This is a genomic window from Methanolobus sp. (assembly GCF_016278365.1).
In the GTDB taxonomy this organism is placed as follows: Archaea; Halobacteriota; Methanosarcinia; order Methanosarcinales; family Methanosarcinaceae; genus Methanolobus.
Genome location: NZ_JADQBZ010000004.1, coordinates 278,522 through 286,541 on the forward strand (window position 1 = coordinate 278,522; position 8,020 = coordinate 286,541).

8 protein-coding genes are annotated in these 8,020 nt (G+C 42.7%); 3 read left to right on the plus strand and 5 right to left on the minus strand.

Going from position 1 to position 8,020, the window contains the following annotated elements; all coding sequences use genetic code 11:
- Positions 1 to 57 precede the first annotated feature (57 nt).
- The gene (locus tag QZZ22_RS05020) at positions 58 to 1,188 is read right to left on the minus strand and encodes a hypothetical protein (protein WP_292463156.1); all 1,131 of its coding nucleotides are present in this window, start codon (positions 1,186 to 1,188) and stop codon (positions 58 to 60) included.
- Between the two features lie 158 nt (positions 1,189 to 1,346).
- Here QZZ22_RS05020 and QZZ22_RS05025 point away from each other — a divergent pair, with 158 nt between their 5' ends.
- On the plus strand, positions 1,347 to 1,805 hold the full coding sequence (locus QZZ22_RS05025) for a DNA-deoxyinosine glycosylase (protein WP_292463157.1): 459 nt from the start codon (positions 1,347 to 1,349) through the stop codon (positions 1,803 to 1,805).
- A gap of 377 nt (positions 1,806 to 2,182) precedes the next feature.
- Positions 2,183 to 3,232 (plus strand): mechanosensitive ion channel domain-containing protein, encoded by a 1,050-nt coding sequence (locus QZZ22_RS05030; protein WP_292463158.1) that lies wholly within the window; start codon positions 2,183 to 2,185, stop codon positions 3,230 to 3,232.
- Here QZZ22_RS05030 and QZZ22_RS05035 read toward each other — a convergent pair.
- Positions 3,150 to 4,157, minus strand: coding sequence for a hypothetical protein (locus QZZ22_RS05035; protein WP_292463159.1), 1,008 nt, complete (start codon positions 4,155 to 4,157; stop codon positions 3,150 to 3,152). The two genes, QZZ22_RS05030 and QZZ22_RS05035, sit on opposite strands and share 83 nt — an antisense overlap.
- Before the next feature lie 418 nt (positions 4,158 to 4,575).
- Between QZZ22_RS05035 and QZZ22_RS05040 the strand changes: the two genes are divergently transcribed.
- Positions 4,576 to 5,259, plus strand: coding sequence for a PEF-CTERM sorting domain-containing protein (locus tag QZZ22_RS05040; RefSeq protein ID WP_292463160.1), 684 nt, complete (start codon positions 4,576 to 4,578; stop codon positions 5,257 to 5,259).
- Between the two features lie 72 nt (positions 5,260 to 5,331).
- Here the strand turns inward: QZZ22_RS05040 and QZZ22_RS05045 are convergent, their stop codons facing one another.
- The 3 genes from QZZ22_RS05045 to QZZ22_RS05055 all read right to left on the minus strand — a co-directional run bounded on the left by QZZ22_RS05045 (position 5,332) and on the right by QZZ22_RS05055 (position 7,820).
- Positions 5,332 to 5,847, minus strand: a complete 516-nt coding sequence (locus tag QZZ22_RS05045) for a gamma carbonic anhydrase family protein (RefSeq protein ID WP_292463161.1) — start codon at positions 5,845 to 5,847, stop codon at positions 5,332 to 5,334.
- A 612-nt stretch (positions 5,848 to 6,459) separates the two neighbouring features.
- Positions 6,460 to 7,371, minus strand: coding sequence for a RimK family alpha-L-glutamate ligase (locus tag QZZ22_RS05050; RefSeq protein ID WP_292463162.1), 912 nt, complete (start codon positions 7,369 to 7,371; stop codon positions 6,460 to 6,462).
- 221 nt (positions 7,372 to 7,592) lie between these two features.
- The gene (locus tag QZZ22_RS05055; RefSeq protein ID WP_292463163.1) at positions 7,593 to 7,820 is read right to left on the minus strand and encodes a hypothetical protein; all 228 of its coding nucleotides are present in this window, start codon (positions 7,818 to 7,820) and stop codon (positions 7,593 to 7,595) included.
- Positions 7,821 to 8,020 lie beyond the last annotated feature (200 nt).

Genomic DNA, 8,020 nt, shown 5'->3' on the forward strand with positions numbered 1-8,020 from the left:
TGCCATTTAGTTTTTGATTTATGACCGTTCTTTTAAGATCGTTCCTGTCTTATTCCTTTAGGTCTCTCCTGCAAGATCAATCATGTATATATCAAAGTACCCGCTGCGCATATCCACCCATACTACCGTATCCTCGTATATTGCCGGATATTCCTGCGGGAACGGATCTGAAGTTATCTGTTCCTCTTCTTGGGAGGAAATATTGTAACTATATATGTCCGAATTCCATTGCATTACTAACGTTGTGTTCATATCCGTTGATGATGCGGCATGATTCCTGTAATCCTCCCACACTATCCTGTCACCGTATATTGCAGGAAGTAACTGGTTAGACTCGTCGGTTGTAACCTGTGTCTCCTCTCCTGAAGTAAGGTTATACATGTAGATGTCTACATTCCACTGCATCCAGTCATCGGGTGTCAGGTTTGCATTACGCATGTCTGTCCAGACTATCCTGTCACCATGAATGGCGGGTCCTTCCTGCCATGACTCGTTGGTAGTTACCTGTGTTTCTTCCCCTGAGGACAGATTATACATGTAGATATCTACATTTGATCGGAGCAGGTCCTGCAGTTTCAAGTCCGGGTCATCTTCTGGTATGTTTGCATTACGGGTATCCGTCCAGGTTATAATGTCCCCATATATCACGGGATCTATTTGCAATGACTCATTGGATGTTATCTGGATTTCCTCTCCGGATGTGATGTTATACATATATATGTCTGCATTCCCGTTGCGTATATCTTCCCAGACTACCCGGTCACCATGAATGGCAGGATACCACTGATCAGACTCGTTGTCTGTCAGTTGTGTCTCCTCCCCTGATGTGATATTATACATGTATATGTCAGCATTTCCGTTACGTATGTCTGTCCAGACTATTCTGTCTTCATATATTGAAGGTCCGATCTGTACCGATTCGTTTGAGGTTATCTGCACTTCCTCGCCCAGGGAAGTGTTATACATGTATATGTCCGCGTTCCATACAATCAGTTCATCGGATGAGTTGTTAGCAGTGCTCCAGTCAGTCCACACGATTGTATCTGCATATATCGCAGGATCGTTCTGGTCTGATTCTCCCATCGTTACCGGTGTCTCATTGCCTTCAGTCTGCGCCGCAACGTTACCTGTGATAACCACAAGCAATATACTCAAAAAACAGATGATAGCTGTCTTTTTAATGATCATTTGATACTTCCCCTTCTATCCAGTTTCCCAATCTTGATGTATAATTTGATTATCAGGATGATATCCCTTATCATTTTTGAACCAATGTTCAAAAACTAGGTTCGTGGTATATTGCCCGGCCCTGCATACTTATATGAGCATGGGACAATGTTGGACAGATGGAAATGGAGCCTGTAATTGATCGGTATACTGACACATTGATCGTAGGGAGTTATCCTTCAGAGATATCTCTGAGTTCTGGCCAGTATTACGGCAACCCGAGGAACCATTTCTGGAAGCTGGTGGGCTGTGTCCTTGGTGTTGATCTTGTGGAATTGGATTATGATGAGAGGCTACGGATTTTACAGGAACACCAGATAGGTCTGTGGGATACTTTGAAAGGCTGCCAGAGGAAAGGCAGCCTTGACAGCAACATCCAAAATGAGATATACAACGATCTTTCAGGCCTGACCCATATCCGCAGGATCATTTGCAATGGCAGCATGGCCGGGGAATATATAAGGTATTGTAAGGTGCCTGCTGGGGTCATGATCTTCACTGTCCCGTCTTCAAGTTCTGCAAGGGTTATGAAATTCAGCGAAAAGCTGGAACAATGGAAAAAAGCAATGTGTGACTAATAATGTGGCTTTTTGCTTCATGTATGGAATGTTGCCTTAACTACATACTTATATTTTTTATGTATTAGCTCGCAGCAAGATTATGTGCGACTACATGAACAACTTATGCCATGCATAAGAAATAGTGTAATGTCGTCCGCAAGGCTTTAAAGGAATGGTCTATTATAAGAATTCGTTAGAGTTTTAGCAAGAGGTGTGTTTGTTCTCAACGTACCACCCCCCACATTCCACACCCAGTTTCCACGACACACCTCTGCTACTAACCATAAGATGTACCTTGAATAGTTAGCCTGCAGCTTATATATCCATATATTTGACAAAGATATATATGCACTAAAGCCATGAATAGGCTAAAAGGCTTTAAAAAAGGTACTTGTATGGTCACAGAACCACCCAATGGGAAGAAAAACGGTAATTCGCTTAGTGAGTTCAAGGGGCGGCTGAAACATACTTTCCTGAACAGGACAATATTATTATTTTTACTCCTGAGCATGGTAATGGCATCCATTGTGCTTGCCAACCAGCAAAATCTCATCAATATTCCCCAGGCCATCATGGAATATGTGGAACTGGTCATTACTATTCTTCTATCCTATGCGCTTGCATCTGTTGCTGCCAGACTGACAGTAAATAGTATTATAGACTTCTTTGGTGACACATTTGAACCTGAACAGAAGATCCTGCTCACAAAAGCATACATCGGGCTGCTCTATTCCATAGCGACGGTCTTTATCTTTGTGCAGTTAGGAATAACAGTCCAGAACATAGCGATCTTCTTTGGTTTGATCGCGAGCGGTTTTGCATTTGCTATCCGGGACGTTATCCTTTCGTACATTGCATGGTTCATCCTCCTCACTAAAAAACCCTTCAAGATAGGTGATTATATAAGTATCGAGGGAGTGGAAGGGCTTGTCAAGCATATAGGGATGTTCTATGTGCTGCTGGATGACTCTCCTGAAACTTATGAGGATTTCTACAAAGTACCCAATAAGATATTTCTGGAGAAACCAATCCATAACTATGGAAGAAGCCGTTTCAGCAATGAGTTTGACCTTTACCTGAAAAATATGCCGGCTGATATGGCTAAAATATCCCTTGACCTTGATGGATTGATGGAACGGATGTCCGGCGAAATAGGAAAGACTGTATCAACACGAGTTGCGCTGAGATTGGATTCCGATAAGGAAGGCATGAAAATAAGGGTACACTACAAGTGCACATATAAAGAGCGGAACATGATCAGGGACCGGGTGCTAAGGGTTATGTTCAGGGAGATCCAGAAGTCTTCACGACAGCAGCCTGATACTGATAACACATACGTCGGGAAGGGAAACCCTGAGCACGTCACCATGAAGATGGAGAATACTCAAAATCAAAATGATCCACTTCCTCTGGATTCAGGCCGAGATCAGAGAACATTTCCCTGAAAACACTTTTGTATTCATCCTCCGGTATTTCTGCCCCTGCTGCGAGCCGGACCTGAAGATTGACTCCTCCCAGAGGGTCAGCCTGCATAATATAATCGTTTCCACTTTGCCGATATATTATTTTTGAGTTCGGAAGGATATAACCGATACTTCCGATTATCCTGTTATCCTCATAGAATACCTGTCTTGTTGAACCGGTGCCGGTAGTCTCTGTAAAGACAAATGTGTCACTCATGTTCTTCATATCCGTATATGTTGAATTAAAATCCGGTGGATGAGTGACTATCAATGTGGCAGTGGCGCTGTCCTCTTTTTCGATGTTTTTCTTTAAAAGGTTCAGGTATGTCTGTGCTGCTGCATCATTCACTCCGAAAATAACCATGATTCGCTCGATCATCACTTCATTGTCTGGCAGGTGCTCTGTCTCAAACTGCAGGAAGGACTGGTCTTGCCATGTCTCGTTATGTAAATTGAGGATTGTAGCCTCACTTTCAAATCTTACTTCTATCGGTGTTCCTTCTGGAAAATAGTAGTTTAAGGAACTGACCCAGAAGCTATCTCCCAGGTATGCCCTGACCTGAGAGACTCTGGGAGACCAGATCCCACTTGCCTCAAACAAATCAGAATCAATATACATGGGACCCTCAACTATGTATCCCGCTTGCCTTGCACTTGATATCATCTGATTGTAATCAATAGTGCCCAGATTCCGCCCCTCGCCATAATAAGATGCATTGTCAATGGATATCAGTGTAAAAGCAAAGGAAGCATATATCACTCCTGCCAGGCCTGCCAGCAGGAATAAAGTGATATATCCTTTCTTTTGTAGTGCCACATCCTTTTTGTTCCACAGCCATAACATCAGCCCCATGAATATAGCTCCCACTACTATTACGGATAGGCCAAACGCAGTGAACTCAACCATGTGTTCTCCAAAATTAGATTCCTAAAACCTTAGGTATCTTTGATCATCATTAATTGAAGGATTGAAGGCAAGGAATCCAGTTCCGCACTGATACCAAAGACGAGCAATTGTTCAAGTTGCTTATTTCTTTCTTTTAAACAAGGCAGCTACAACTGATGAAGCGATGGCCATGATGGCTATTTTCTTGAGTCCCATGTTCAATAAACCTCCTATATTCTTTATCCAGGGGTATGCATATTGAGTTCTCCCACTCACTACCCCTGAATAACTAATCCCGATAAAACTCTATATAGTTTTAGGTAATATTCTTACTTAACAAAGAATCAGGGATATACTTTGAGGAATGTGACGTATGCGACATGTCCTTATCTGCAGGGATGTTTGTAATAATGGTGCAAAGAACTAATGTCGGGATAACATGAAAATAAGTTATTTGCTTTTACTATCTCTTGTAGCACTGTTTCTTGCAATTGCAGGTTTAAATCTCCAACATGAATACATTCCGGATATCACTGATAATAACACAGTTCCTGCATCATTAAGATCTGTTCCGGATAACGGTCCCGCTAATCCGGAAGATAACTCCGGAGAACCCGGCTGGTGGCTTCATAAAGGGCACAGTTATGTATCAACCATTGCCAGGGAGCATGCAGGAAATGGATCATTGGATGCTGATGTAGATCTGGTGATCCTTCTGAATGGTCAGGATGAAAGTATCTTCCCGGGTCCTGAGCTTGTTTCAGGTTCGCAGGTCACGATAGAGTACTGCGTTACTAATACTGGTAATTCCGTATTTGATAATGTTATTATCTCAGACACGTTGTTCGGGGAAATTGGAGAATATAAATCACTCGATGCGGGGGAAACCATCCGTTTCGTAAGCTCAGTCAGCGTTCAGGAAGGACAGTTCTCAAGCATCGGAAAAGTAGTTGCATTCAATGATAGTATCTCCCAGACATGTGATGATGAACACAGGCTACACTATTTCGGGATCAGAACCAATGAAGGTCCTGTTTCAGAGATACCAGAGTTTCCAACAATACTCTTTCCAGTGACGATGATAGTAGGAGCAGCATTCATATATGGAAGGAAGGTAGAATAACAGGCAGGAGCTGCTTGATTCTACATCCGTTCAAGTGATGTGTATAATGTCCGGGATGCAGTAATTGATTAATTACTCCTGCAACATGCTCCTGTAATTCTTTGCAAGCTCCACATACGAAGCAGCATTTTCTTCAATGTGTTCTTTTTCCCTGTCTGTTATCTGTCTTTTGAAATCGCCGGGAATACCCATAATGACACTTCTCTCAGCAAACACCTTACCGGGCGCTACCAGCGCATTAGCTCCAATAATGGAATAGTCCCCGATGACAGCGCCATTCAGGACAGTAGCGTTCATTCCGATTATTACATTGTTACCTATTCTGCAACCATGAAGGACCGCTCCATGACCTACTGTCACATTGTCTTTTATTTCCGTTATCATGGAAGGGTCAGTGTGGATGACCACATTATCCTGGATACTGGTCCTGTCACCGATGCTTATCTTTCCCATGTCTCCCCTGATGACTGCATTGAACCATACACTCGAGAACTCTCCGATCTGCACATCCCCGATTATCTCTGCGGAATCTGTAATGAATGCCGTGCTGGAAATCAAGGGTATCTTAGTCATGAATTTCCGGATCATTTATTTAGCTCCTTACACTCATTTTGTTTAGAGCTATTTGACAGTGTTCCTTTTCAGGCTAAAGCCATAATCCCTGACAGTCTATGATTAAGTGTTGTCAGAATATTCAAAGCCTCATGATTTGAGACAAGCTCTTGAATTTAAGCACGGTTTAGATTAAATAAAAACGTGTGGTTATATCTTAAATGTCAGGATGAAGTTCCCGGGGGCACCCTAATGATCCTTATTAATGGGTGGGGAACAGGTGCATTTCCTGAACAGAGTGGGGTGAATAATTGAAGCAGCTAAAAGAATGTCCTGAGTGTAAGGCACGCTTGCATGACACGGACAAAAATATGCAGCATTGTGAGACATGTGGATATTGGACCCGGAAAGGGACGGCCAGACTGGATACGATAATGATATTTGCATAAGGTGGGAAAGTGGAAGTACGAGAACGAAAATCTTGCTCTAAATGTAAAAGGATCCTTCGGAGACAGATGCTTGGCATGAACCTGTTTTATTTCTGTCCCGGCTGCGGATACCATGTATCAGGTGATTTCCTTTAAGCAGTACGCAGGAATATGTCCGGAAAACTTCTACTTTTTTAATTTATCTTCTTCTATAGTTGGCTCAGTCATCGAAAACTCCGAGTCTTATTTTAATGAAATTGTATATCTCATCAGCTATGTCTATGTCGCAACAGCTCTCGATTCCCTGGAAGCCGGGCGAGGAATTTGCCTCACATACCCTGAAGTGGTTCCCATCAAATAGCAGGTCTATACCAGCTATATCCAGATTGAAGATGCGTGCGGTCTCGGTAGCAAGCCACTCTATTTCAGGCGTCATCCCGTAACTTTTGACGCGCCCTCCTGTTGAGAAGTTTGCCTTGAAGTTCCCGTTCATGGATGTCCTTTCTATACAGGCTATGGGCCGGCCCCCAAGAACAAAGACCCGAAGGTCCCTGCCTTTACTCGTCTGTATGAACTCCTGGAGTATTATATTCAGCTTAGGATCAGTTGAGTGTATCAAAGGCATCAGGTCGTTAAAACTTGCCTTGTTCTCCGAGAGATATACACCTTTCCCGCGGGATCCCGAAATAGTTTTTATGACAAGGGGAAATCCCAGGTATTTTTCCACAAGGTCCACATTTACAGGGTATTTAGCAAGCATGGTTTTTGGAACCGGAATATTACTCTGTGCAAGTATCTGCTGTGAATAGAGTTTGTCCTTGACAGTGTCTATGCTATGGGCTGAATTAAATGTGCGGACACCAAGCCTTTCAAGATGCCTGATGACCGCCATCCCGAAATATGTGGTCCCTGCTCCTGTACGTGGAAGCAGAAAATCCGGTAGCGATACTATCTCGCCATCGAGAAGTATGCTCTTCCGATCCTCTCTGGTAACAATAAGGTCTATCTGCTCTGGTCTTACAACCTGTATCTCTATGTTCCTTTTGTGTGCTGTTTCTATCAGGCGATGAATCTCATAAGCATCAGGCCACAGTTCTTTCTGGGCATATTTGTAAAGAATCCATCCCTTCATCCCGATTAACCTCTACCGGATATTGCTATACAATTGGCTTATTAGTATATAGAATATATCGTAAAATATCAGAACTGTCTGCACTTGAGACTTGATGGTCAGGGCTTTATAGCATCCGATCATTGCGCGGGACAGATCAGGCAGGTACCAAAATGGAAATAGAAGATATGATTATTTGTACGATTGCTATTGGTGTGTTAGCCAGTTTTGTAATATATGCGTCAATAAGCCCCCTCCCATGCGGTCAGAGCCTGGTGGAGACTGTCACATTTGGAGGAATATTCGCCTACATGTTCAGTCAGGCTGGTCTTTTGTAATATATTCCTCGCCACACGGCAAGCAACGTATGTGGTCTCCTGAAAAGCCCTCTGCCTGTAATCGATGCGCTCGGTATCTGCAGCAATATGATTGGCATTTCTCTTTTTCAGACACTTGATACTAGTCTGCAATATATGCTGATTTGATCATGGGGGATGCCTTGCAATATTTTTGGTGCTACTGTTATTTCTTCTATCTCCTGAAACGTGCACTGTATAAATGAGTTTTCTCATAATGATGATAATAATTATATTTAATAGTATAGATATATTTATATAGTATAATCAATTACTAGGATTTGCAGGTGCAATACCTGCGACGCAGGAAACTG

Bases quoted from the DNA above. Each gene is read 5' to 3' on its own strand.
- QZZ22_RS05020 (WP_292463156.1), bottom strand. From the start codon at position 1,188: ATGATCATTAAAAAGACAGCTATCATCTGTTTTTTGAGTATATTGCTT.
- QZZ22_RS05025 (WP_292463157.1), top strand. From the start codon at position 1,347: ATGGAAATGGAGCCTGTAATTGATCGGTATACTGACACATTGATCGTA.
- QZZ22_RS05030 (WP_292463158.1), top strand. From the start codon at position 2,183: ATGGTCACAGAACCACCCAATGGGAAGAAAAACGGTAATTCGCTTAGT.
- QZZ22_RS05035 (WP_292463159.1), bottom strand. From the start codon at position 4,157: ATGGTTGAGTTCACTGCGTTTGGCCTATCCGTAATAGTAGTGGGAGCT.
- QZZ22_RS05040 (WP_292463160.1), top strand. From the start codon at position 4,576: ATGAAAATAAGTTATTTGCTTTTACTATCTCTTGTAGCACTGTTTCTT.
- QZZ22_RS05045 (WP_292463161.1), bottom strand. From the start codon at position 5,847: ATGATCCGGAAATTCATGACTAAGATACCCTTGATTTCCAGCACGGCA.
- QZZ22_RS05050 (WP_292463162.1), bottom strand. From the start codon at position 7,371: ATGAAGGGATGGATTCTTTACAAATATGCCCAGAAAGAACTGTGGCCT.